This window comes from Amycolatopsis sp. NPDC114505, assembly GCF_055633615.1.
In genome coordinates this window covers 2,728,395-2,750,718 of sequence record NZ_JBVKDV010000001.1, presented here as the reverse complement: position 1 = coordinate 2,750,718, position 22,324 = coordinate 2,728,395, and the positions used below count along the sequence as shown (strand labels likewise).

Here is a 22,324-nt window from a genome sequence, read left to right as displayed (position 1 = left end):
GTAGCACCACGATAACGGCGAAGAAATGTCCGCTCAGCACGATGACACCGCCGTCCGGGTGGCTCACCGTGAGTGGCACCACCGCACCGAATCCGAACGCAGACCGACCCAGGAGGCCGACCGTGCGTATCGCTGTTCCCCGTGAAATCAAGAGGCACGAGTACCGGGTCGCGCTGACCCCGGCCGGGGTCCACGAGCTGGTCGGCCGCGGGCACGACGTCTTCGTCGAGACCGGCGCGGGCATCGGCTCGTCCATCACCGACGACGAGTACGTCGCCGCCGGCGCGAAGATCCTCGCCACCGCCGAGGAGACCTGGGCCGAGGGCGAGCTCGTCCTCAAGGTCAAGGAGCCGATCGCCGAGGAGTACCCCCGGCTGCGCGCCGACCAGGTCCTCTTCACCTACCTGCACATCGCCGCCGACCGGCCGCTGACCGACGCGCTGCTCGCCGCCGGCACCACCGCGATCGCGTACGAGACCGTGCAGACCGCGAACGGCGCGCTCCCGCTGCTCGCCCCGATGTCCGAGGTCGCGGGCCGGCTGGCCCCGCAGGTCGGCGCGTTCTCGCTGATGAAGCCCAGCGGCGGCCGCGGCGTGCTGCCCGGCGGCATCCCGGGCGTGCACCCGGCGCGCGTCGTCGTCATCGGCGGCGGGGTGGCCGGCATCAACGCCGCCCGCGTCGCGCTGGGACTCGGCTCGGACGTCGAGATCCTCGACACGAACGTCGACCGTCTCCGCCAGATCGACAACGACTTCGGCGGCCGCATCCGCACGGTGACGTCGAACCGCCTGTCGGTCGAGGAGTCCGTGCTGCAGGCCGACCTGGTCATCGGCGCGGTGCTCGTCCCGGGCGCGAAGGCGCCGAAGCTCGTCTCGAACGAGCTCGTGTCCCGCATGAAGCCGGGCAGTGTGCTCGTCGACATCGCGATCGACCAGGGCGGCTGCTTCGCCGACTCGCGCCCGACCACCCACGACGACCCGACCTACACCGTGCACGAGTCGGTCTTCTACTGCGTCGCGAACATGCCGGGCGCGGTGCCCCGGACGTCGACCTACGGGCTCACGAACGTGACGCTGCCTTACGCCGTCCAGTTGGCCGAGCACGGTTGGAAGGCCGCGCTGCAGGCGGACGCGGCGCTGGCGAAGGGCCTCAACACGCACGCCGGCGCCCTGACGAACGGCCCGGTCGCGGTCGCTCACGACCTGCCGCACACGGCGCTGGAGACGGTTCTCGCCTGACCCTATTTCACCCGAGCGGGCTCCTGTCGTTCCCCGGCAGGGGCCCGCTCCCCTTTCGCCACCAGCCGCCGGCCGAACGCGATCGCGGGCAGTTCCACCCACCGTCGCAGGCCGCAGGCGAAGAGCAGCGCGAGACCCGACGTCGCCGCAGCCTTGAGCAAGCCCGTCGGCAGCAGGAGCCCCGCGACGCCCGCGGCGCCGGTCTGGGACAGGTAGAGCGCGTAGGACCGGTCACCGAGGTAGGTCAGCGGACGGCTCGCGAGCAGCCGCCGCACCGGACCCGCCGAGACCACCGCGACGAGCAGCAGCGCCGCTCCCACCGCGTAGATCGGGACGACGAACTGCCAGTTCCCGCCCAGCGCCTGCCCCAGCGGCTTGACCGACAGCTGCAGCACGCAGAACCCGAGCGCGACCAGCACCGCCGCGGCCGGGCTGGTCAGCGGCCGCAGCACGGCGAACCCGCGCGGGTGGTGCAGGGCCAGCCCGAGCAGGCAGCCGACGACCAATGAGCCGTAGTGCACCGTCAGGCTCGCCCACTGCTGCGAAGGCGCCAGCGGCAGCACACCCAGCACGACGCCCACCGCGCCCGCGCCGATCATCAGGCGCAGCGCGGTCTTCCCGGACTTCGCGAACGACGTCAGCACGAGCACCGCGGGCCAGACGAGGTAGAACTTCTCCTCCACGCCCAGCGACCACGACGTCGGGTACGGCGTGTTGAAGTCGACGACTTCGTTGAGGAAGGTCAGGTAGTACGGCATCGCGTCGGAAAGCCGGCTGCTCTGGTAGGTCCCGGCGAGCGTCACGGCCAGCGCCGTCAGCCCGAGCAGCAGGAAGTACACCGGCATGATCCGGAAGACGCGCCGGACGTAGAAGTCGCGCAGCGAGATCCGGCCGGTGCGGTCCTCTTCGCGCAGCGCCAGCGTGGTGATGAGGAAGCCGGACAGCACGAAGAACAGCTGTACGGCGATCCAGCCCTGCAGCCGGTCGACGACCGGCCCGCCGTAGTGGAAGAACACGACGGCCAGCGCGGCGAGCGCGCGCACGCCGGTCAGACCCGGGAACCACGACGACGACCGGTATTCGGCGTGGTCGAGGGGCCGCCAAGAGTTGATCATGCCCGCAGCGTCGGCCGCCGACGCTGAGCCCGGCCTGAAGCCGGCTTAAGACGTCTTCAGCTCCGGGAGCCGGACGACGAACCGGCTGCCGCCTTCGACCGCGGCCGTGCCGCCGTGGGCGCGGGCGATGTCGGCGACGATCGCCAGGCCCAGCCCGGATCCGCCGTCGTCGCGGGCGCGGGCGTCGTCAAGGCGGACGAAGCGGTCGAAGACGCGCTCGCGGTCAGCTTCGGGGATGCCCGGCCCGTCGTCGGTGACCGACAGCACCACCCATCCGTCCACAGCGGACACCTCGACGGCGACCCGGGACACCGCGTGCCGCCGGGCGTTGTCGACGAGGTTGCGCAGGAGCCGTTCCAGCCGCGACCGGTGACCGCGGACCACCGGCGCGCCGCGGATCTCGATCTCCGCCCGGCCGGCCGCGACCGTCTGGACCACTTCGGACAGTGGGACGGGTTCGAGACGGTCCGGCCCGGCGTGGTCGAGCTTGCCGAGCAGCACCAGGTCGGCGACGAGGTCCTGCAGGCGGGTGACGTCGAGCAGCGCGTTCTCGCAGGAGTGCCGCCAGTCGAGCCGGTCGGGGTGGGCCAGCAGGACCTCAAGCTGCGTCCGCAGCGACGCGAGCGGGGTGCGCAGCTCGTGCGACGCGTCGGAGGTGAACCGGCTCTGGCGCGTCACGGCTTCGTCGAGCCGCGCGAGCATGGTGTTCATCGTCCCGGCGAGGCGCGCGATCTCGTCGCCGGTGCGCGGAGCCGGGACGCGGCGGCTCAGGTCGTGCGCGCCGATCTCGGCGACCTCGCCGCGGATGGCCTCGACCGGGCGCAGCGACCGGCGGACGGCGAGCCACGCGATGACGCCGATGAGCAGCGCGACCGCGGGGACGCCGGCCGTGAGCACCGTCCGGACGGAGTCGACGGCCACCTGGCCCTCGGGGTCGATCTGGACGCCGGCGTAGACGTCGTACTCGCTGTCGCCACTGTCGGCGTGGACGACGTGCAGGGTGAGGTATTCGTCGAGGTCGCGCAGTTCGGGCCCGCAACCGACGGACGTCTGGCTCGAGCGGTCGAACTCGTACGGCGCGAGTGTGACATCGGTGTCGTAGGTGGCCAGGGTGGCGTCGCGCAGGACGGGGCAGGACGCGACGCTCTTGCCGGCCTGGTCCTTGACCTCGTAGATCGAGTCACGCACGAGCAGTGCCAGGTCGGCGGGCCGGGCGCCGGTGTTCAGGAGCTGGACGATGGCGTCGGCGTGGGCGTCGGCCAGCTGGGCGGCGGTGTTCCGGAGGCGACCCTCCGCCTGGAGCACGAACCACACCGACACGGCGCCGAGCGCGACGGCCGAAGCGGCGAAGGCCGTCACGGCGACGCGGAACCGGGTGGAGCGGAGGAAGCTAGGCACCCGAGCCGACCACGTGGTAGCCGGCGCCGCGGACCGTCCGGATGGTCTCGGCGCCGAAGGGGACGTCGATCTTGCGCCGCAGCGCGCTGACGTGGACCTCGACGAGGTTGGCGGTCGCGGAGGCGGCGAAGTCCCAGAGGTTGTCGAGCAGCTCGGCTTTGGTGACGACCTGTCCCGGCCGTTGCATGAGGTAGGCGAGGAGGGCGAACTCCTTGCCGGTGAGGGTGATGTCGGCGGTGCCGCGCCGGCAGGTCCGGCCGGCCTGGTCGAGCTCGAGATCACCCAGTTTGAGGACCCCCGGCCGGGTGGCGCCGCCCCGCCGGATGAGGGCGCGCAGCCGCGAGAGCAGGACACCGTAGGAGAAGGGCTTGGGCAGGAAGTCGTCGGCGCCGGTGTCGAGGGCCTCGATCTCGTCGTCCTCGCCGTCTTTGGCGGTGAGCATGAGGATGGGGGTGGAGTCGCCCTGGTCCCGCAGCCGCCGGCAGACGCGATAGCCGTTCAGGCCGGGCAGCATGATGTCGAGGATGATGGCGGAGTAGGGGTGCTCACCGGCGAGCCAGAGAGCATCCCGCCCGTTGTGGGCGACATCGACGGCATAGCCCTCGGCCCCGAGCCCGGCCCGCAGGGCTTCGGCCAGCCGCCGTTCATCTTCAACGAGCAAGATCCGCACCGCGCAACGATGCCACAAGACAAGCACCACCGAACGACGCCAACCAGACACGCAACCAGACCGCGCCACCAGACCACGCCACCGGGACAACGCTGGAAGCCGAGCCCGAGGCACCGTGGGGGTCCGGGGGCTCGGCCCCCGGGTAGAGGGGATGAGCCGACGCCGAGGAGGCGAAGCCCGAGGCGGAGACGAAACGGCGACCCGCTCAACCAACCTGGGGGTCATTGGGAGCGGGCCGCCAGTTACTAGCTTAGAGGTGTCCGGCGGACTTTGCTCCACCGGGTCGGCAAGTCGAATGAATTCTTTACCAAGTTGATCTGCCCCCAGGGCCACCCCAGCACCGAAACCTCAGGTCAGCGCCGTGCAACGCGCACGGCCGCCCGCCGGATCCGGTAGCGGAACGTGACGAAGGTCGCTCTTCGCGGGTTCGGCCGTTCCGTGCGCGCGGGCGGCGCGGGTAGGGCAGGATGACGCCGCATCAGCGGGAACGTTAGGGGACGGTATGCACGACGGCAGTGGCCGGATTGTGGTGCAGAACCTGAGCAAGCAGTTCGGCGCGGTGAACGCGGTGCAGAACCTCAGTTTCACGGTCGAGCCGGGCTCGGTGACGGGCTTCCTTGGCCCGAACGGCGCCGGGAAGACGACGACGTTGCGCATGCTGCTCGGGTTGGTGACGCCCACGGCGGGGCAGGCGACGATCAACGGGCGGCCGCACTCGCAGCTGGGGAACCCGGCGCGGATCGTGGGCTCGGTGCTGGAGAACGAGGGTTTCCACCCGAGCCGGACGGCGCGCAACCACCTCCGTGTGTACGCGGCGGCCATCGGGGTGCCGGACCGGCGCGCGGACGAGGTGCTCGGCCTGGTGGGCCTGGGCAGCGCCGCGGACCGGAAGGCGGGCGGGTTCTCGCTCGGCATGCGGCAGCGGCTGGCGCTGGCGACGGCGTTGCTGGGTGACCCGCAGGTGCTGGTGCTGGACGAGCCGACGAACGGCCTCGACCCCGAAGGCATCCTGTGGCTGCGCAACTTCCTGCGCTCGTACGCGCGGGAGCAGCGGCGGACGGTGCTGGTCTCGAGCCACCTGCTCAACGAGGTCGAGCAGCTGATCGACCAGGTCGTGATCATCAGCCAGGGCGTCACGCGGTACTACGGCTCGCTCGACCAGCTGCGCAAGAGCCAGCAGTCGCGCGTGCTGGTGCAGCCGGCGGACCCGGGTGCGCTGGTGAAGGCGTTGCAGGAGAACGGCATCACCGCCGTCTCACCGACGCCGGACGGCCGGGTCGCGGTCGCCGGGTCGAGCGTCCAGCAGATCGGTGACATCGCCGCGAAGGCCGGCATCGCCGTCTACGGGATGCAGGAGGACCACGCCGACCTGGAGCGGATGTTCTTCCAGCTGACGCAGGGTCAGTACGCCGGCGGTCCCCAGGGTTATCCCCCGCAGCCGCAGTACCAGGGCCCGCCGCCGGGGTATCCGCCGACGGGTCCGCAGCAGCAACAGCAGCAGTACTGGGGAGGACCGCAGCAGTGATGGGCAACCTGATCAAAGCGGAGTTCCGCAAGACGCTCTCGCTGAACACGTGGTGGGTGCTGCTGATCCCGCTGGCGCTGGTGGCGTTCTGGCTGACGTTCGTCTGGGGCAGGATCACCAACGACTTCGCGGACTTCATCGGTTCGAGCGACGCGCGCGAGGTCGCGGGCGCGGTCGGCCTGGACGCGAGCAAGCTGCCGGTCGGGCTGCTGGCGTTCGCGCACGGCGTGAACATCGCGCAGCTGATCCCCGGCCTGTTCGGGGTCTTCGCGCTGGCCGGCGAATACCGCAGCAAGACGATCACGACGACGTTCCTGACCGCGCCGAACCGGATCGCGGCGCTGACCGCGAAGATGCTCACGTACGTGGCCTGGGGCGCGATCTACGGCCTGGTCAGCTTCGGCGTCTCGGCAGTCGCGGTGATGGTGTCGGTCGACGCCGGGCGATGGCCCAGCGCGGGTCAGTGGCTGGCCGCCCTCGGCGGGACGATCCTGGCCTCGGTGCTGGTGACGCTGTTCGGCATCGGGTTCGGCGCGGTGCTGCGCAACGTGCCACTGGCGGTGGTGCTGTTCCTGGTGTGGTTCCTGATCGTCGAGAACGTCCTCGTCATCGCGCTCTGGGGCCCGGCCGACATCCTGGGCGGGATCCTGCCGAACGGCACCGCCAACGGGATCGTGGGCGGGATCGCGGCGGACGCGTTCGGGATCAACTCGCTCAACCTGCCCGGCGGCGTCGACCACTGGTCGGCACTGGGCCTGCAGCTCGCGGCGGGCGCGCCCGGCGTGATCTCGTGGTGGGCCTCGGCGTTGATCTTCTTCGCGTGGACGATGCTGTTCTTCGGCCTCGGCTGGGCGGGCAACCAGAAGCGCGACATCACCTGAGTTTCACCCGTCCGTGAAGGCCGTCTCGAAGTCTTCGAGGCGGCCTTCACGGCTTTCCGGGAAATATTTTGTCGGTGGCGGCGCTTAGTGTTGCAACGTGACCATCGCTCCGCCCCGCTCCCGTCAAGAGCTCCCACCCGCTGAGACCGTCGGCTGGGTCCGCCGGCTGTCCGCCGCGGCCTGGGAACACCGCGGCGTCGTCGTGCTCTCGCTGCTCGCCGCCGTCTTCAGCGTCGGCGTGCAGGCCGCGAGCCCGCTGCTGGTGCGCACGGCGGTCGACGACGCGGTGGCGGGGCGGACCGGCGCGCTGCCCGGGATCGCCGTCTTCCTGGTTTCGCTGCAGCTGGTCGCGTTCGCCACGGCGTTCCTGCGCCGGTACTTCGGCGGGAAGCTCGCCCTCGACGTCCAGCACGACCTGCGCCAGCGGGTCTTCAACGCGGTCTCGCGCCTCGACGGCGGCAAGCAGGACGCACTGCGCACCGGTCAGGTCGTCTCGCGGGCCATCTCCGACCTGCAGCTGGTCGTCGGGATCCTCATGCAGATCCCGCTCTCGTTCGGCTCGGTGATCTTCGCGCTGCTGTCGTTCGCGGCGATGCTGTGGATGTCGCCGGTGCTGACGCTGATCGCGCTGGTCGTCACACCCGCGGTCGGCGTCGTCATCGCCCGCAGCCGCAAGCGCCTGTTCCCGGCGACGTGGTCGGCGCAGCAGCGCGCGGCGGACGTCGCGCAGCAGGTCGAGGAGACCGTCACCGGCGTCCGCGTCGTGAAGGGCTTCGGCCAGGAGGCGCGGGAGGTCTCGAAGCTCGAAGGGACCGCGCGCAAGCTGTTCGCGGAGCGGCTTCGCGCGGCGAAGCTGTCGGCGGTGCCGACGGCGACCACCGCGGCCCTGCCCGCGGCCGGTCAGGTGGCCGTGCTCGGCATCGGCGGTGTCCTCGCGCTGAACGGCTCGATCACCCTGGGCACCTTCCTCGCCTTCGCGACCTACCTCGCGACGCTGATCGGCCCGGCCCGGATGCTGTCCGGCCTGGTCGTGCAGGCCCAGCTGACCCGCGCCGGCGCCGAGCGCGTGTACGAGCTGATCGACGCGCAACCCGAGGTCGTCGACTCCCCCGACGCGCGGCCGCTGCCGCCGGGACCGCTGGGCGTCGAGCTGGCCGACGTCCGGTTCGGCTACACGCGCACCGACCCGGTGCTGGCCGGGCTGTCGGTTACCGCGAACCCGGGCGAGACCCTCGCGCTGGTCGGCACCGCGGGCTCCGGGAAGTCGACGATCTCCTTGCTGCTGCCCCGGTTCTACGACGTCCACGCGGGCTCGGTACGGGTCGGCGGCCTCGACGTCCGCGACATCTCCCTGCGGCAGCTGCGGCAGGCGATCGGCGTGGTGTTCGAGGAGGCGTTCCTGTTCTCCTCCTCGATCCGGGACAACATCGCGTACGGCCGGCCGGACGCGAGCGACGAGGAGATCGTCGCGGCGGCACGCGCCGCCGAGGCCGACGAGTTCATCCGCGCGCTGCCCGACGGCTACGACACGCTGGTCGGCGAGCGCGGGCTGACGCTCTCGGGCGGCCAGCGCCAGCGCCTCGGGCTGGCCAGGGCGCTGATCACCGACCCGCGGATCCTGATCCTGGACGACGCGACGTCGGCCATCGACACCGTCACCGAGGCGGCGATCCACGACACCCTGCGCTCGGTCACCGCGAGCCGCACGACGCTGCTGATCGCGCACCGGCGCTCGACCCTGGCGCTGGCCGACCGGATCGCGGTGCTGGACGAGGGCCGCGTCGTCGACGTCGGCACCGAGGACGAGCTGATGGCGCGCTGCCCGTTGTTCCGCGAGCTGGTCGCGGGTCCGGGCGACGACGTCGAGGAGAAGCACCGCTGCGAGGGCCTCGACCGCGGCCCCGCCGGGATCACGCAGGCGCTGTGGCCGCGGGACGAGAGCCGCGACGAGGTCGACGACCTCGCGGACGCTGCGCGCCTGCGCAGCGGCGACACGAACAGCAGCGGCTTCGTCGGCGGAGGCGGCGGCAGTGGCGGCCTGGACGTGCCGCCGACGCCGGAGCTGATCGAAGGCGTGCGCAAGCTCGCACCCGCCGTCGACGAGCCGCGGATGTCCGATGTGGACGTCACCGCGCCCGACCCCGGCTTCCGGCTGGCCCGGCTGCTGCGGCCGGTCCGCTGGCCACTGGCGCTGGTGATCGGGCTGGTGGCGGCGGACGCGCTGGCGTCGATCGCGCTGCCCGGGCTCTACCAGTTCGGCGTCGACCACGGCGTCCGCGCGGGCGTGGAGTCGATGATCTGGCTGGCCGCCGGGATCGGCGCCCTCGTGATCGCGGCCGACTGGCTGGTGGTGTTCGCGCAGACGCGCCTGACCTCGCGGGTCGGCGAGACGGTGCTGTACGCGCTGCGCGTCCGCAGCTACGCGCACCTGCAGCGGCTCGGGCTCGACTACTACGAGCGGGAGCTGTCCGGGAAGATCATGACCCGGATGACGACGGACGTCGACGCGCTCTCGACGTTCCTGCAGACCGGCCTCGCCACGGCGGTGGTCAGCGCGCTGACGCTGGCCGGGATCACGGCGGCGCTGCTGGTCACCGACGCCGGGCTGGCGCTGTACGCGCTGGCGATGGTGCCGGTGCTGGCCGTCGCGACGGTGATCTTCCGGCGGGCGGCGTCGAAGGCGTACAACGAGGCCCGCGAGCGGGTCAGCCTCGTCAACGCGGACATGCAGGAGAACATGAGCGGCCTGCGCGTCGCCCAGGCGTACACGCGCGAAGACCGTTCCGCGGAGGCGTTCGCTTCGCGCAGCGACGACTACCGGCGCTCGCGGCTGCGGGCGCAGCGGTACGTCGCGACGTACTTCCCGCTGGTGGCGCTGATGTCCGACCTGGCGACGACGACCGTGCTGGTGGCGGGCGCGAACCGCGTCTCGGCCGGGACGCTGTCGGCCGGCGTGCTGCTCGGGTTCCTGCTGTACCTGCAGCAGTTCTTCTCGCCGATCCAGCAGCTGTCGTCGGTGTTCGACGGCTACCAGCAGGCCCGCGTCGGCCTGAACCGCATCGGCGACCTGCTGCGGACGCCGACGTCGGTGCCGGCGGCGGAGAACGCCGTCGCGACGCCGTCACGGCTGCGGGGCGAGGTGTCGTTCAAGGAGGTCGACTTCTCCTACACCGGCGCGGAGACGCCAGCGCTCGCGGAGTTCTCGCTGGACGTCGCGGCCGGCGAGACGATCGCGCTGGTCGGCGCGACGGGCGCGGGCAAGTCGACGGCGGTGAAGCTGGTGGCGCGCTACTACGACGTCACCGGCGGCGAGGTCCGGATCGACGGCACGGACGTCCGCGAGTACGAGCTCGCCGGGCTGCGGCGCCGGATGGGCGTGGTGCCGCAGGAGGCGCACCTGTTCTCGGGAACGGTGGCGGACAACGTCCGCTACGGCCGCCCGGCGGCGACCGACGCGGAGGTGGAGGCGGCGGTCCGCGCGGTGGGCGCGTTCGACGGCGTCGCGGCCCTGCCGGCGGGCTTCCTGCAGCCGGTGGGCGAACGCGGCCGGTCGCTGTCGGCGGGGCAGCGTCAGCTGGTGGCGCTGGCCCGGGCGGAGCTGGTGGACCCGGACGTCCTGCTCCTCGACGAGGCGACGGCGGCCCTGGACCCCTCGACGGAGGCGGCGGTGTTGCGCGCGACGGAGACGGTGTCCCGCCGCCGCACGACGTTCGTGGTGGCCCACCGCCTGGCGACGGCGGCCCGCGCGGACCGCATCGTGGTCCTGGACCACGGCGGCATCGCGGAGACGGGAACGCACGAGGAGCTCCTGGCGGCGAACGGCCTCTACGCCCGCCTCTGGTCCCTCGGCTGAAGTGCGCAAACGGGCATCATGCGTGATCAGGAAGGCATCACGCGTGATTGAGCGGGCATCGCGCTGATGCCCGCGGGATCACGCGTGATGCCCCTCCAGTCACGCGTGATGCCCCGCTGAGCACGGGCGATGCCCTCTTGCGCACGAAAGTCCGTGGCCGGGCGGCCGGGGCGCTGGGAGCATGGCGGGCATGTTCGAAGAGAAGCGGGTCCCCGACCGGCAGGTGCGAGCTGCGCAGACCGAGACGACGGTCCGCGTCTACCAGGCGTGCTCACCGGCCGTCGCCGACGCCGCGCTCGAAAAGCAGGCCTTCGGGGAGCCGGACGGCACCGTCTGGCTCGACCCGTCCTTCCGCCTGGCCGCCTACCACAGCGGCAACGGGAGCAAGCCCGGCCACGAGCGCGTCCTGGCCGTCGACCTCACGCGCGAGGGCTTCGAGTGGGCCCTCTCGCACGAGGGTCCGGTGCTCATCCAGTGGGACGCCGAGCGAGATCTCGACCACACGCCGCTGAACTTCCAAGCTGTCCGCCTCGGTCTCACCGGCGAAGCCCTCGACCGCTACGCCGGCGGGTGGATCACCGCCGTCACCGACGTCACCCCGGTCGTCCGGGACATCTCCGGTCTGCTGGCCACCGACCAGCTGCACAAGGCGGTCAAGCTCGTCCCCCACGAGCCGCCGTACCCGCTCGGCTAAGGCAGCGCCCGCCACTTCAGGGCGCCCATGCCCGCCGCCTCGACGTCCGGCCGCGAAGCCCACCGGACCGTCCCCGGGCGGACGTGCACGCCGGCTCCGACCAGCCAGTCCGGCTCGTCGGGCTCGACCCACTCCATCTCCTCGAAGTCGGCCAGCGTCGGCCAGACCGCCTGGCACGAGTCGCAGCGCAGCACGACCTTGCCGGACTCCGTCACCAGCGGCCGCACCAGGCCCTGGTCCCAGAACGAAGGACATTCGACCAGCCACATCCCTCCAGTGGAACCCGGCGTGGTGAACGACCGGCGGCAGGCGGGCGAACCCGGCAAAAAGACGCCGCGAACCCTGTACCGGGTACAGCGCTTAAGGTTCCCTTAGCACATCTTGATCGAGTCAGTGACCGATCCCCTAGTGCGCCACGCCTCACACAGGCCGGTTCCATCACATCGCGGTCACCGAGGGGGTTAGCCTGGTAGGCGCATCAGCGGATTCATGATCGAGATCGAGACGGATAGAGGCGAGCCCCAGCCGTGTCCAGCAGCAGCCCTGCGTCACAATTCGGCCCCAACGAGTGGCTGGTCGAGGAGATGTACGACCAGTTCCTCGCCGACCCTTCCTCAGTCGATGCCGCATGGCACGACTTCTTCGCGGACTTCAAGCCGACGCAGAACGCGCAGGCCAAGGCGGACAACGCCCGGCAGCAGGCCGAAGCCAAGCCGGCCACCAACGGCCAGGCGGCTCAGCCGTCGCCGAAGGCCGTGCAGAACGCGGAGTCGGCGGCCAAGCAGGCGTCGACCAAGCCGGCCCCCGCGAAGGCGGCCCCCGCGAAGCCGGAGCCCAAGGCCGCGCCGAAGCCGGCCGCCGCCAAGGCGGAGCCGAAGGCCGAAGCGAAGAAGGACGAGCCGGAGTCGAAGCAGCTGCGCGGCGCCGCGGCCGCCATCGCGAAGAACATGGACGCCTCGCTGAGCGTCCCCACCGCGACGAGCGTGCGCGCGGTCCCGGCCAAGCTGATGGCCGACAACCGCATCGTCATCAACAACCACCTCAAGCGCACCCGCGGCGGCAAGATCTCCTTCACGCACCTCATCGGCTACGCCATGGTGCGGGCGCTGAAGAACTACCCGAACATGAACCGGCACTACCAGGTCATCGACGGGAAGCCGTTCGCGATCACGCCGGAGCACGTCAACTTCGGGCTCGCGATCGACATGAAGGGCAAGGACAACTCCCGCACGCTCGTCGTGGCTTCGGTCAAGGGCTGCGAGGACATGTCCTTCCTGCAGTTCTGGCAGGCCTACGAGGACATCGTCAAGAAGGCCCGCAACAACAAGCTCACCGCGGACGACTTCGCCGGCACCACGATCTCGCTGACCAACCCGGGCGGCATCGGCACCAACCACTCCGTGCCGCGTCTGCAGGCCGGCCAGGGCGCCATCATCGGCGTCGGCGCCATGCAGTACCCGGCGGCGTTCGAGGGCACCAGCGAGAAGACGCTGGTCGACCTCGCCATCAGCAAGATCATGACGCTGACCTCGACCTACGACCACCGCATCATCCAGGGCGCGGAGTCCGGCGAGTTCCTCAAGCGCATCCACCAGCTGCTGCTCGGCGAAGACGGCTTCTACGACGACGTCTTCACCAGCCTGCGCCTGCCGTACGAGCCGATCCGCTGGGTCGCCGACATCCCCGAGGGCCCGGTCGACAAGACCGCCCGCGTGATCGAGCTCATCGACGCGTTCCGGATGCGCGGCCACCTGATGGCCGACACCGACCCGCTGAACTACCGCCAGCGCAGCCACGCCGACCTGGACGTCCTGTCCCACGGCCTGACGCTCTGGGACCTCGACCGCGAGTTCCCGGTCGGCGGCTTCGCCGGCCAGGAGCGGATGAAGCTGCGCGACATCCTGGGCGTGCTGCGCAACTCGTACTGCCGCACGGTCGGCATCGAGTACACGCACATCCTCGACCCCGAGGAGCGCCGCTGGATCCAGGAGCGCGTCGAGATCCCGCACGAGAAGCCGGACCCCGCGGTTCAGAAGTACGTGCTCTCGAAGCTGAACGCCGCCGAGGCGTTCGAGACGTTCCTGCAGACCAAGTACGTCGGCCAGAAGCGCTTCTCGCTCGAAGGCGGCGAGACGGCGATCCCGCTGCTCGACACGCTGCTGGACAAGGCCGCCGAGCACGAGCTCGACGAGGTCGTCATCGGCATGCCGCACCGCGGCCGGCTGAACGTCCTGGCCAACATCGTCGGCAAGCCGATCAGCCAGATCTTCCAGGAGTTCGAGGGCAACCTCGACCCGGGCCAGGCGCACGGCTCCGGCGACGTGAAGTACCACCTCGGCGCCGAGGGCAAGTACTTCCGCATGTTCGGCGACGGCGAGACGAAGGTCTCGCTGACGGCGAACCCGTCGCACCTGGAGACCGTCGACCCGGTCCTCGAGGGCATCGTCCGCGCGAAGCAGGACCTCCTCGACAAGGGCGGCGAGGGCTACACCGTGCTGCCGGTCCTGATGCACGGCGACGCGGCCTTCGCGGGCCAGGGTGTCGTCGCCGAGACGCTGAACCTGTCGCTGCTGCGCGGGTACCGCACCGGCGGCACCGTGCACGTGGTCGTCAACAACCAGGTCGGCTTCACCACCGCGCCGGAGCACTCGCGCTCGTCGCAGTACGCCACCGACGTCGCGAAGATGATCGGTTCGCCGATCTTCCACGTGAACGGCGACGACCCGGAGGCCGCGCACTGGGTGGCCAAGCTGGCGGTCGAGTACCGGCAGGCGTTCCACAAGGACGTCGTCATCGACCTGATCTGCTACCGCCGCCGCGGCCACAACGAGGGCGACGACCCCTCGATGACGCAGCCGGCGATGTACGACATCATCGACACGAAGCGTTCGGTGCGGAAGACCTACACCGAGTCGCTGATCGGCCGTGGTGACATCTCCGTCGAAGAGGCCGAGGCCGCGCTGCGCGACTTCTCGAGCCAGCTGGAGCACGTCTTCAACGAGGTCCGGGAGCTGGAGAAGCACCCGGCGAAGGCGTCCCCCTCGGTCGAGGAGGAGCAGCAGGTCCCGGCGAAGGTGTCGACCGCGATCTCGAGCGAGACGCTGGAGCACATCGGCGACGCGTTCGTGAACGTGCCGGAGGGCTTCACGCCGCACCCGCGCGTCAAGCCGGTCATGGAGCGCCGCCACAAGATGTCGCGCGAGGGCGACATCGACTGGGCGTTCGGCGAGCTGCTCGCGTTCGGCTCGCTGGCGCTGGAAGGCCGGCTCATCCGGCTGTCCGGCCAGGACTCGCGCCGCGGCACGTTCACCCAGCGGCACTCGGTGTTCATCGACCGCAAGACCGGCCAGGAGTACTCGCCGCTGCAGAACCTGGCCGACGGCCAGGGCCGCGTGATGATCTACGACTCGGCGCTGTCGGAGTACGCGGCCGTCGGCTTCGAGTACGGCTACTCGGTGGCGAACCCCGAATCGCTGGTGATGTGGGAAGCGCAGTTCGGTGACTTCGTCAACGGCGCGCAGACCGTCATCGACGAGTACATCTCCTCGGGCGAGGCCAAGTGGGGCCAGCGCTCGGACGTCGTGCTGCTGCTGCCGCACGGCCAGGAGGGCCAGGGCCCGGACCACACGTCGGGCCGCATCGAGCGCTTCCTCTCGCTGTGCGCGGAGGGCTCGATGACGGTGGCGGTGCCGTCGACCCCGGCGAACTACTTCCACCTGCTGCGCCGGCACGCCCTCGACGGCATCCAGCGCCCGCTGGTCGTCTTCACGCCGAAGTCGATGCTGCGCAACAAGGCGGCGACGTCGGCGACCGACGACTTCACCGGCCAGTCCCGGTTCATGTCGGTCATCGACGACGTGACGCCGGACCCGGCGAAGATCCGCAAGGTGCTGCTGACCTCCGGGAAGCTGTACTGGGAGCTGATCGCGGAGCGGACGAAGCGCGAGGCGGACGACGTCGCGATCGTGCGGATCGAGCAGTACTACCCGTTGCCGAAGAAGAAGCTGGTGGCGGCGCTGGAGCGCTACACGAACGCTTCGCAGGTCGTGTGGGTCCAGGAGGAGCCGGAGAACCAGGGCGCGTGGCCGTTCTTCGGCCTGAACCTGCCGCGGAAGTTCCCGGAGCTGCTCTCGGGCCTGCAGGTCGTGTCGCGCCGCCCGATGGCGGCGCCGTCGGCCGGCTCGTCGAAGGTGCACGAGGTGGAGCAGAAGGCACTGATCTCGAAGGCGTTCGACTGATCGCTTGAGCACGACGAAGGCCTCCTCCCGGTCCGCCGGGAGGAGGCCTTCGTCGTCCGGGTGAAACCCGCTTTCGCACGCGGCCGGTTCGGGGCAAGGTGGCGGGATGCTCATCCGCCGCGAGACGCCCGCCGACCGGACCACCGTGTACGCGATCCACAGCGAGGCCTTCCGGCGCGAACCCGGCGTCACCCCGGTCGAAGCGCCGCTGGTGGACGAGCTGCGCGCGGACGGCGACCTGCTCGACGCGCTGTCGCTGGTGGCCGTGTGCGAGGGCGAGCTCGCCGGGCACGTGTGCTGCAGCCGGGCCCGCCTCGGCGACGACACGACGTCGGCCGTCGGGCTTGGGCCGCTCGGCGTGCGGCCCGGGCACCAGGCCGCCGGCGTCGGATCGGGGCTGATGCACGCGGTGCTCGGCGCGGCGGACGCGCTCGGGTACGGCGTCGTCGTCCTGCTCGGCGACCCGGCGTACTACGGCCGGTTCGGCTTCGTCACGGCGTCGACGCTCTCGATCGCGGCGCCGGATCCGGCCTGGGGCAAGCACTTCCAGGCCCGCACGCTCACCGGCTACAAACCCACGCAGGCGGGCGCGTTCGAGTACGCGCCCGCGTTCTCCCGGATCTGAGGAGCCTCCGCATGTACGCACCGACCTCGTCCGTCGGCGTCCGGATCAACCGCGAGCAGCCACCGGCCAAGCTGGTCGAGCTGGCCCGCCAGGCGGAGGCCGCGGGTCTCGACGAGGTCTGGCTGGTCGAGGACTGCTTCTGGGCCGCCGGGATCGCGACGGTGGCGACGGCGCTCGCGGTGACGTCGACGATCAAGGTGGGCATCGGCGTCCTGCCGGCGGTGGCCCGCAACCCGGCGATCGCGGCGATGGAGCTGGCGGCGCTGGCGGAGCTGCACCCGGGCCGGCTGATCGGCGGGCTGGGCCACGGGGTGGCGTCGTGGATGCGCCAGATCGGCGCGTACCCGGCTTCGCAGCTGGCGGCGTTGGAGGAGACGCTGGTGGCGGTGCGCCGCCTGCTGGCGGGCGACCGGGTCTCGATGACGGGCAAGCACGTCAGCCTGGACGAGGTCGAGCTGGTGTTCCCGCCGGCGGTCGTGCCGCCGGTCCTGGCCGGGGTACGCCGCCCGAAGTCCCTGGCGGTGGCGGGGACGTCCGCGGACGGGACGATCTTGGCCGAGCCGTCACCGCCGGAGTTCGTGCGGACGGCGCTGGAGGGGATCGGCGAGGCTCCGGGACACGTGGTGGTGACGTACAACTGGCTGGCACTGGGCGACCCCTCGCGGGCCCGGTTGACCGTGGCGGAGTCGTTGACCCCCGGTGCGCGCGTGCAGGTCGAAGGGTTGCCATTCGCCGCGGAGCTGCTGGAGCTGGTCGACTCGGCGTCCACTGTGGACGAACTGGCGGCCGCGCTGGATCCTTCGTGGCTCTCGCGGCTCGCGGTGTGCGGCGAGCTGGACGAGTGCGTGGCCTCGGTGCGCGCGCTGCACGAGGCCGGGAGCGGGTCGGTGGTGCTCCTGCCGCTGCCGGAGGAGCCACCGGAGCGGGGAATCGAGGACGCCGGCCGAGTCGCGGCGGCCTTGCGCGGTTAGCCGGCCTCGAGGACGAAGAACAGGAAGCTCAGGAAGGCCCCGGACGGGAACTTCGCCAGCTCATCGGGGAAGAGCTCGCGAGCTTCCGGCGCGAACGGCGGTTCGCTGACGACGGCGGTGCGGAAGCCGGCCGCGGTGAAGGCGTCGGTCATCGCGTGCAGCGGCCGGTCCGCGCCGTCGCCGAGCCGCTGCGAGTGGGTGCGCCGGAAGAAGAACCAGCGGCGGATCGAGGTCGCCACCGGTGGCATCTTCATCGGCCTCGGGGTGAAGCTCGCCCTGGACTAGGACTTCAGGTTGTTGCGCGCCAGGAAGTCCTCGGCGATGTCCAGTGGGTTGCGCTTCTTCTCGGTGAACTCGACGTTCAGCTGCGTCAGCTGCTCGGTCGTCAGCGCCGCCGACACGCGGTTCAGCGCGGCCGCCTCGGAAGGCGACAACGTCCCTCGCGCCACCAGCGGGACGATGTTCTGCGCCGGGAACATGTTCTTGTCGTCGGCCAGTGGCACGAACCCGTTCGCCGCGATCGTCGACGACGTGCTGAACAGGTCCGCCACCTGGACGTCGCCCGACTTCAACGCCGCCACCGTCACCGGGCCGCCCGTGTCGGTCGTGCGGATCTCCTTGAACTCGCAGCCGTACAGCGACTTGATCTTGTCCTTCCAGCGGCTGCTCCACTGGCCCGGCCCGCCGAACACCAGCTCACCGCAGCGCTTCCCCAGGTCGGAGAACGTCTTCACGCCCGAGGCCGCCAGCTGCGCGCCGACGACCAGGAGGTCCTTGTCCTCGGCCGGTGCCTGGTCCAGGACCTCGAACCCGGCCGGGACCTTCTGGCGCAGCTGCGCGTAGACGTCCTGGGACGTCGTCGCGGACGTCTCCTTGTCGAAGTACCGCAACAGGTTCCCACTGTAGTCCGGCACCACCGACAGCGACTTGTCCTGCAGCGCCTTGACGACGACCTCGCGGCTGCCCACCGGCGGCCGCACGGTCACGTTCGTGGCACCGGCATTGCGCAGCGCGCCGGCGTAGATCTGGGCCAGCAGCAGGCTTTCGCCGACGTCGGACGCGCCGATGATGATGTCGCCGGAAGCGCCGCCCTCGCCGCCGCCCGCGAGCGGGTTGCCGCAGCCGGCCAGCAGGACCAGAGCAGCGGCCAGCAGACCCAGGCGTTTCATGCCGTCACCTTCTTCACGGCCGCCGCGAGCCGGACGCCCCGCGGCACCAAAGCGCGGTTCAGCAGCGAGAACAGGAGGTCGAGAACGACGGCCAGCAACGTCGTCAGCAGCGCGCCCGCGATCACCTCCGGATAGTCCAAAATGGCCAGTCCGTCGAGCAGGAACCGGCCCAGGCCACCGAGTCCGACGTACGCGGCCACCGCGGCGGTCGCGACGAGCTGGAGCACGGCGTTGCGGATCCCGCCCAGGACGAGCGGCAGCGAGATCGGCACCTCGACCTTCCAGAGCCGCTGCCAGCCGGTCATCCCGATGCCCTGCGCGGCGTCGACCACGCCGTGGTCGGTCGCCTGCAGCCCGGCGTACGTCCCGGCCAGGATCGGCGGGACGGCCAGCACGACGAGCCCGATGATCGTCGAGGTGACGCTCTCGGTGAAGAGCAGGAACAGGAACGTCACGAGCCCCAACGTCGGCAGCGCGCGGATCGCGTTGCCCGCACTCACCAACGCGACGCCGCCACGTCCCGTGTGACCGACGAACAGTCCTAACGGGACAGCGATGACCAGCGCGATCACCAGCGACAGCGCGGTGTAGCCGAGGTGCTCCAGCAACCGCTGCGGGATGCCGTCCGGGCCGGACCAGTGCGCGGGGTCGCCGAACCAGTCGAAGAGTCCGGTGATCATGCGGCAGTCACCCGTTCCCACGGCGTCAGGAGGTTTCGGATCCCCACCAGGACCAGATCGACGACCAGCGCCAGCACCAGCGTCAGCACGATGCCGACGACGATCGGCGAGAAGTACTCGCGCTGGAAGCCGTCGGTGAACAGGACACCGAGGCCGCCGGTGCCGATCAGCGCGCCGACGCTGACCAGGCTGATGTTGCTCACCGACGCCACCCGCACGCCGGCCGCGAGGACCGGCACGGACAGCGGCAGCTCGACGGCGAAGAACTTGCGCACCGGCTTGTAGCCGACGGCGGTGGCCGCGGCGATCACCGACGGCGCCACCGCGTCGAGCGCGTCGAGCACCGGGCGGACCAGCAGCGCCGTGGTGTAGATCGTCAGCGCGACGACGACGTTGATGCTGTCCAGGATCTTCGAGCCGATCAGGCCGGGGATGACGACGAACAGCGCCAGCGACGGGATCGTGTACAGCAGGTTGGCCAGCACCATGAGCACCGACCGCGCCGGCTGCCAGCGGTGGCCGAGCCAGCCCGCCGCGATCGCGAGGACGATGCCCAGTACCAGCGGGAGCAGCGCCAGGTAGACGTGGTCGCCCAGGTCTCCGAGGACTTCGGCGCGCGTGTTCCCGCTGCTCAGGTACTGCCCGAGCTCGTCGAAGAAGCTCATGACGCCTGGGGCGTCGCCTCGATCACGTCCAGTACCTGTCTCGCGACGACGCCGCCGAGCACGCGGTGGTCTTCGTCGACGACCACGCCGAGGCTGGCGGGCGAGGACAGCGCGGCGTCGAGCGCGCCGCGGATCGGCGTCCCGTGGATCCACAGTGAACCGCCGGCGACGAGGTCGTCTTCGGACAGCGCGCCGTCCACGGAGGTGTTCGGCCGCAGCCAGCCGCGGGGTTGCTTGTCGGCGTTGACGCCGAGGCGCCAGCCGTCGCTCGCCGGCACCGGGGAGCCGATCTCGACCAGCTCGATCTCCTTCACCTCGACGCCGTCGGCGGAGAGGAAGGACAGGCCGCGGTAACCGCGGTCGCGGCCGACGAACGACGCGACGAAGTCGTCCACCGGGTGGCGCAGCACGTCGGCGGGCGTGCCGTACTGGGCGAGCTTGCCGCCGACGCGCATGACGGCGACCTTGTCGCCGAGCCGGACGGCCTCGTCGATGTCGTGGGTGACGAACACGATCGTCTTGCCCAGCTGCGACTGCAGCCGCAGCAGCTCGTTCTGCAGGTCCTCGCGCACGATCGGGTCGACGGCGGAGAACGGCTCGTCCATCAGCAGCACCGGCGAGTCCGCGGCGAGCGCGCGGGCGACGCCGACGCGCTGCTGCTGGCCGCCCGAGAGCTGGGCCGGGTACCGCTTGCCGACCTCGACCGGCAGGCCGATGGTCTCGAGCAGCTCGGCGGCCCGCTTGCGCGCCTTCGCCTTGTCCCAGCCGGACAGCAGGGGCACGGTGGCGATGTTGTCCAGGACCGTCCTATGTGGAAAGAGCCCGGCGTGCTGGATGACGTAGCCGATGCCGCGGCGCAGGAGCGCCGGGTCGCCCTCGGCGACGTCCTTGCCGTCGAGCAGCACCTGGCCGCCGGTGGGCTCGATCATCCGGTTGATCATCCGCAGCGAGGTCGTCTTGCCGCAGCCGGACGGGCCGACGAACACGGTGATCGTGCCGTCCTCGACCGTCAGGTTCAGCTTGTCGACGGCGACCGTCCCATCGGGATACTGCTTGGTCACGTCGCGGAATTCGATCGTCACTTGCCCACTCCCCATGTCAGGTGCAATCGACCGTAGCCGAGTTGGCGACGGTTGGCACGGCGTTCCGGCAGGTGGTGACTAGGCTCGGAGCCCGTGAAGGCACTCGACGACGTCCTCGCCGCGCACGGCGTCGGCGTCCGCCCGCTGTACCGCGTCATCGACCTCCTGCGCACCGGCGACCACGACCTCGGCGAGCTGGTGCGGCTGAGCACGGCGCCGCGGCGCAGCGTGGAGGACGTCCTGGCCGCGCTGGGCGACGACCTCGACCGCAGCGGCGACCGGCTGCGGATCTCCCCCGGCGTGGCCGCGTCGTACCTGGAGTACACCGCGCCCCGCTACGCCGACCCGCTCGACGAAGCCGTCGCGACGCACGAGCTGCTGCCGAAGGTCGCCGAGTGGGTCGCGGAGGTGCCGCCGCCGCTGGCCGCGCTCGACCACGTGCAGGCCACGCCGGAGACGGTGCTGCGCCGCGCGTTGTGGCTGGACGCGCGGTACGACCTCGCCTCGGCGCGGCTGCTGTTCCTCGGCGACCACGACCTGACGTCGCTGGCGGTGCACGCGGTCTGCCCGGCGGCGTCGCTGACGGTCGTCGACCTCGACGAGCGCGTGCTGGCCTACCTCGACGAGCGCGGCGGACGCGAGATCGCCACCGCCCACGCGGACCTGCGCGTCGGCCTGCCGACGGCCTTCAACGGCGGCTTCGACCTGGTGTTCAGCGATCCGCCGTACACGCCCGAAGGCATGGGCCTGTTCGCGGCGCGCGGGGTGCAGGCGCTGCGGGAGCCGTCCGAGGGGCGGCTGCTGTTCGCCTACGGCTACAGCCCGCGGCACCCGGCGCTGGGCGCGCAGGTGCAGCGGTCGCTGGCCACTCTCGGCCTGACGTTCGAAGCGATCCTGCCCGACTTCAACCGCTACTTCGGGGCGCAGGCGATCGGCAGCGCGGCGGACCTGTACGTCTGCCAGCCGACCGCGAAGGCCAAGAAAATGCGTGGAGGCAAGGGGAAGTCCGCGATCTACACGCACGGGCCGCAGTCGGTGGAGGCGGCCGGGACGAAGCCGGCGCTGCTGGACAAACTGAAGGAGATCGCCGTCGCGGGCGGGCTTTCGCCGGAGACGCGGCCGGTGGACTGGTCGATCTCCGGCCCCGAGGGCGACGCGGTCGCGATGGACCTCTCGGCCGACCCGGGCCCGTGGCTGCTGCGCACCCTGCTGGGCACGAACGCCCGGCGCCTGGCGCTGCTGGTGCCGAACGCACACCCGGACCTGGCCGACGAACGGTCCCAGACGGCGCTGGCGGAGCTGATCCGCGGCAAGTACACGCTGCGGTACCTGCGCAGCACGCCGGACAACCGGCACGCGGTGGTGGTCGCGGACGCCGTCGAGCACCAGGAAGAGGTGCTCACGCGCGCACACGCCCGGCTGGCGAACGTCTCCCTCGACGTCCCCGCCGACCTGACGGACCTGCGCCTGGTCGACGTCCCCCGCCACCGCCTCACCGAACTGCTCTGAACACGCCGAAG

At 71.0% G+C, this 22,324-nt stretch carries 17 protein-coding genes and 1 pseudogene; 9 read left to right on the top strand and 9 right to left on the bottom strand.

What is annotated here, in order from left to right:
• Positions 1-122 precede the first annotated feature (122 nt).
• The gene (ald, locus tag ACZ7OU_RS13690; RefSeq protein ID WP_470255242.1) at positions 123-1,238 is read left to right on the top strand and encodes an alanine dehydrogenase; all 1,116 of its coding nucleotides are present in this window, start codon (positions 123-125) and stop codon (positions 1,236-1,238) included.
• Between the two features lie 2 nt (positions 1,239-1,240).
• Here the strand turns inward: ald and ACZ7OU_RS13685 are convergent, their stop codons facing one another.
• Genes ACZ7OU_RS13685 through ACZ7OU_RS13675 form a run of 3 tightly spaced genes read right to left on the bottom strand, consistent with a single transcriptional unit; the run spans position 1,241 to position 4,421 of the window.
• Complete coding sequence (locus ACZ7OU_RS13685) at positions 1,241-2,353, bottom strand: acyltransferase family protein (protein WP_470255241.1); 1,113 nt, start codon at positions 2,351-2,353, stop codon at positions 1,241-1,243.
• 45 nt (positions 2,354-2,398) lie between these two features.
• The gene (locus tag ACZ7OU_RS13680) at positions 2,399-3,751 is read right to left on the bottom strand and encodes a sensor histidine kinase (RefSeq protein WP_470255240.1); all 1,353 of its coding nucleotides are present in this window, start codon (positions 3,749-3,751) and stop codon (positions 2,399-2,401) included.
• Entirely contained in the window at positions 3,744-4,421 is a 678-nt protein-coding gene (locus ACZ7OU_RS13675; RefSeq protein ID WP_470255239.1) for a response regulator transcription factor, read from the bottom strand. The genes ACZ7OU_RS13680 and ACZ7OU_RS13675 overlap by 8 nt, the downstream gene beginning before the upstream one ends.
• 502 nt (positions 4,422-4,923) lie before the next feature.
• Between ACZ7OU_RS13675 and ACZ7OU_RS13670 the strand changes: the two genes are divergently transcribed.
• The 4 genes from ACZ7OU_RS13670 (at position 4,924) to ACZ7OU_RS13655 (ending at position 11,374) form a co-directional block, all read left to right on the top strand.
• The gene (locus tag ACZ7OU_RS13670) at positions 4,924-5,946 is read left to right on the top strand and encodes an ABC transporter ATP-binding protein (RefSeq protein ID WP_470241608.1); all 1,023 of its coding nucleotides are present in this window, start codon (positions 4,924-4,926) and stop codon (positions 5,944-5,946) included.
• Positions 5,946-6,827: an ABC transporter permease subunit gene (locus tag ACZ7OU_RS13665; protein WP_470241609.1), complete on the top strand. Its 882-nt coding sequence runs from the start codon at positions 5,946-5,948 to the stop codon at positions 6,825-6,827. The genes ACZ7OU_RS13670 and ACZ7OU_RS13665 overlap by 1 nt, the downstream gene beginning before the upstream one ends.
• 97 nt (positions 6,828-6,924) lie before the next feature.
• A complete protein-coding gene (locus tag ACZ7OU_RS13660) occupies positions 6,925-10,680 on the top strand; it encodes an ABC transporter ATP-binding protein (protein ID WP_470255238.1) in 3,756 nt (1,251 codons plus the stop codon).
• 190 nt (positions 10,681-10,870) lie between these two features.
• Entirely contained in the window at positions 10,871-11,374 is a 504-nt protein-coding gene (locus ACZ7OU_RS13655; RefSeq protein WP_470255237.1) for a DUF4291 family protein, read from the top strand.
• Here ACZ7OU_RS13655 and ACZ7OU_RS13650 read toward each other — a convergent pair.
• Entirely contained in the window at positions 11,371-11,643 is a 273-nt protein-coding gene (locus ACZ7OU_RS13650; RefSeq protein WP_470255236.1) for a hypothetical protein, read from the bottom strand. The two genes, ACZ7OU_RS13655 and ACZ7OU_RS13650, sit on opposite strands and share 4 nt — an antisense overlap.
• A gap of 258 nt (positions 11,644-11,901) precedes the next feature.
• Between ACZ7OU_RS13650 and ACZ7OU_RS13645 the strand changes: the two genes are divergently transcribed.
• The 3 genes from ACZ7OU_RS13645 (at position 11,902) to ACZ7OU_RS13635 (ending at position 17,208) form a co-directional block, all read left to right on the top strand.
• Positions 11,902-15,612, top strand: coding sequence for a multifunctional oxoglutarate decarboxylase/oxoglutarate dehydrogenase thiamine pyrophosphate-binding subunit/dihydrolipoyllysine-residue succinyltransferase subunit (locus tag ACZ7OU_RS13645; RefSeq protein ID WP_470255235.1), 3,711 nt, complete (start codon positions 11,902-11,904; stop codon positions 15,610-15,612).
• 106 nt (positions 15,613-15,718) lie between these two features.
• The gene (locus tag ACZ7OU_RS13640) at positions 15,719-16,237 is read left to right on the top strand and encodes a GNAT family N-acetyltransferase (RefSeq protein WP_470255234.1); all 519 of its coding nucleotides are present in this window, start codon (positions 15,719-15,721) and stop codon (positions 16,235-16,237) included.
• A gap of 11 nt (positions 16,238-16,248) precedes the next feature.
• A complete protein-coding gene (locus tag ACZ7OU_RS13635) occupies positions 16,249-17,208 on the top strand; it encodes an LLM class flavin-dependent oxidoreductase (RefSeq protein WP_470255233.1) in 960 nt (319 codons plus the stop codon).
• Here ACZ7OU_RS13635 and ACZ7OU_RS13630 read toward each other — a convergent pair.
• The 5 genes and pseudogenes from ACZ7OU_RS13630 to ACZ7OU_RS13610 form a co-directional block, all read right to left on the bottom strand.
• Positions 17,205-17,375 (bottom strand): annotated as a pseudogene (locus ACZ7OU_RS13630) (SAM-dependent methyltransferase); the annotation flags it as partial. The gene ACZ7OU_RS13635 and the pseudogene ACZ7OU_RS13630 overlap by 4 nt on opposite strands.
• Before the next feature lie 114 nt (positions 17,376-17,489).
• Positions 17,490-18,377, bottom strand: coding sequence for an ABC transporter substrate-binding protein (locus ACZ7OU_RS13625; protein ID WP_470241620.1), 888 nt, complete (start codon positions 18,375-18,377; stop codon positions 17,490-17,492).
• Positions 18,374-19,057 (bottom strand): ABC transporter permease, encoded by a 684-nt coding sequence (locus tag ACZ7OU_RS13620; RefSeq protein ID WP_470241621.1) that lies wholly within the window; start codon positions 19,055-19,057, stop codon positions 18,374-18,376. The genes ACZ7OU_RS13625 and ACZ7OU_RS13620 overlap by 4 nt, the downstream gene beginning before the upstream one ends.
• Positions 19,054-19,722 carry an ABC transporter permease gene (locus ACZ7OU_RS13615; protein WP_470255232.1) on the bottom strand — a complete coding sequence of 223 codons (669 nt, stop codon included), beginning with the start codon at positions 19,720-19,722 and terminating at the stop codon, positions 19,054-19,056. The genes ACZ7OU_RS13620 and ACZ7OU_RS13615 overlap by 4 nt, the downstream gene beginning before the upstream one ends.
• On the bottom strand, positions 19,719-20,804 hold the full coding sequence (locus tag ACZ7OU_RS13610; RefSeq protein ID WP_470241623.1) for an ABC transporter ATP-binding protein: 1,086 nt from the start codon (positions 20,802-20,804) through the stop codon (positions 19,719-19,721). Before ACZ7OU_RS13610 ends, ACZ7OU_RS13615 begins: the two co-directional genes overlap by 4 nt.
• Positions 20,805-20,897: 93 nt before the next feature.
• On the opposite strand from ACZ7OU_RS13610, the gene ACZ7OU_RS13605 reads away from it, so the two are divergent.
• Entirely contained in the window at positions 20,898-22,313 is a 1,416-nt protein-coding gene (locus ACZ7OU_RS13605) for a bis-aminopropyl spermidine synthase family protein (RefSeq protein WP_470255231.1), read from the top strand.
• Positions 22,314-22,324: the final 11 nt, after the last annotated feature.

Excerpts from the sequence above, each read along its gene's own strand:
- ACZ7OU_RS13665 (WP_470241609.1), top strand. The coding sequence starts at position 5,946 with ATGGGCAACCTGATCAAAGCGGAGTTCCGCAAGACGCTCTCGCTGAAC.
- ACZ7OU_RS13685 (WP_470255241.1), bottom strand. The coding sequence starts at position 2,353 with ATGATCAACTCTTGGCGGCCCCTCGACCACGCCGAATACCGGTCGTCG.
- ACZ7OU_RS13650 (WP_470255236.1), bottom strand. The coding sequence starts at position 11,643 with ATGTGGCTGGTCGAATGTCCTTCGTTCTGGGACCAGGGCCTGGTGCGG.
- ACZ7OU_RS13640 (WP_470255234.1), top strand. The coding sequence starts at position 15,719 with ATGCTCATCCGCCGCGAGACGCCCGCCGACCGGACCACCGTGTACGCG.
- ACZ7OU_RS13620 (WP_470241621.1), bottom strand. The coding sequence starts at position 19,057 with ATGATCACCGGACTCTTCGACTGGTTCGGCGACCCCGCGCACTGGTCC.
- ACZ7OU_RS13635 (WP_470255233.1), top strand. The coding sequence starts at position 16,249 with ATGTACGCACCGACCTCGTCCGTCGGCGTCCGGATCAACCGCGAGCAG.
- ACZ7OU_RS13625 (WP_470241620.1), bottom strand. The coding sequence starts at position 18,377 with ATGAAACGCCTGGGTCTGCTGGCCGCTGCTCTGGTCCTGCTGGCCGGC.
- ACZ7OU_RS13655 (WP_470255237.1), top strand. The coding sequence starts at position 10,871 with ATGTTCGAAGAGAAGCGGGTCCCCGACCGGCAGGTGCGAGCTGCGCAG.
- ACZ7OU_RS13670 (WP_470241608.1), top strand. The coding sequence starts at position 4,924 with ATGCACGACGGCAGTGGCCGGATTGTGGTGCAGAACCTGAGCAAGCAG.
- ACZ7OU_RS13615 (WP_470255232.1), bottom strand. The coding sequence starts at position 19,722 with ATGAGCTTCTTCGACGAGCTCGGGCAGTACCTGAGCAGCGGGAACACG.